The sequence below is a fragment of the Roseateles sp. P5_E11 genome, from assembly GCF_054049355.1.
This window is the reverse complement of record NZ_JBFUMO010000914.1, coordinates 1-1,590: the sequence shown is the minus strand read 5'-3', so window position 1 is coordinate 1,590 and position 1,590 is coordinate 1. Positions and strand designations below refer to the sequence as shown.

Sequence of the window (1,590 nt, the reverse complement as noted above, 5' to 3'; positions counted from 1 at the left end):
GGTCAGCGTGGTCGGGCCGTCGGCATAAAGCGCCATCACTGTCAACGTCATCGCCGCGTCGGGGATGTGGTTGCAGTCCAGCGTGATGCCCTTCAGCGGCCAGGCGCCGCGGCGTACTTCCAGCCAATTGGGCCCGGTCTTGACCTGCGCACCCATGGCGGCAGCGGCCTCGATGAAACGCACATCGCCCTGCAGGGATTCGCTGCCGACACCTTCGATGCGGATCGGCGTATCGATCGCGGCGATGGCGCCGAGGCCGACGAAATAGGACGCCGAGGACGCATCGCCCTCGACGAAGACCTCGCCGGGCGAGCGATAGCGGCTTYCGGCCGGGATGATGAAAGCCTCCCAGCCTTCACGCTTCACCGCGATGCCAAAACGCTCCAGCAGGGCCAGCGTGATCTCGATATAGGGCTTGGAGATCAGCTCGCCGATGACCTCGATGCGAATGTCGCGCTCGGCCACCARMGGCARGGCCAGCAGCAGGGCCGTGAGGAACTGGCTGGACACGTCACCGCGCACGCGCACCGGCGTGTCCAGCGCAAGCTGGGAAGGGCCGCGCAGGCGCAGCGGCGGGTAGCCTGCATTGCCGAGGTCGTCGATCTCGCAGCCCAGGCCGCGCAGCGCGTTGACGAGATCGCCGATGGGGCGCTCATGCATGCGCGCCACGCCGGACACCTCGAAGCTCGCCCCCTGCGTCGCGGCCAGCAGAGCGAGCGCTGCGGTCAGCGGTCGCATGGCGGTGCCGGCGTTGCCGAGAAAGAGTTTGGCGTCCTTGGCGCGAAGGCGGCCACCCAGGCCGTCGATGACGACGGCCTCGCCTTCGTTCCAGACGCCGCAGCCGAGCGCCCGCAGCGCATCGAGCATGACGGCCGTGTCGTCGGACGCCAGCAGGTCGCGCACGACGGTCTTACCTTCGCTCAAGGCTGCCAGCAGCAGCACGCGGTTGGAAATGCTCTTGGAACCGGGCAGGCGCACGGTGCCTGCGGCGCCGCGCAGCGGCGGCAGGTCGAGAAAGGGGATCTTGAACATCACTTGCCGGCTGGTCGGCCGGGAGGAGGGGCAGGGGGCGGATTGCCCCAGGCCGAACGGCCTTCGGAGATGGGACGCAGCGCGGCTTCCAGGGCCGGCGCGTCACCGGATTCGATCAGCGCTTCGAGCTGATCCAGCATGGTGCGAAAACGCTTGGACTGGGCCAGCACCTCGTGCTTGTTGGCCAGCAGGATGTCGCGCCACACGGACGGCTCGCCGGCGGCGATGCGGGTGAAGTCGCGAAAGCCTGGGCCGGCCAGGCTCAGGTAGTCGCGCGCGGCCGGCTGCTCGGCGATGGCCTGGAAATAGGCAAAGGCCAGCAGATGCGGCAGGTGGCTGACTGCGGCGAAGGCCGCGTCATGGTTGTGCGGCCGCATCTTCAGCACCGTGGCGCCCAGGGCGGACCAAACGTCGGTTGCACGCTGCACCAATTGCGGATTGGTGAAGGGCTGGGGTGTCAGGATGACCTGACGGCCTTCGTAGAGATTCGCCTCGGCATGCTGGACACCGCCCGACTCCTTGCCGGCGATGGGATGGCAGGGCACGAAGCTGGAAGAG

The 1,590-nt window shown here is 68.0% G+C and carries 2 protein-coding genes; both read right to left on the bottom strand.

What is annotated here, in order from left to right:
* Nucleotides 1-1,032, bottom strand: a 1,032-nt coding sequence (aroA, locus tag ACXJKR_RS32035; RefSeq protein WP_457326290.1) for a 3-phosphoshikimate 1-carboxyvinyltransferase, incomplete at its 3' end; no start/stop codon positions are given.
* Nucleotides 1,032-1,590 (bottom strand): prephenate dehydrogenase (locus tag ACXJKR_RS32030; protein WP_457326289.1); only part of this gene is annotated, 559 nt, incomplete at its 5' end. The genes aroA and ACXJKR_RS32030, both read right to left, overlap by 1 nt.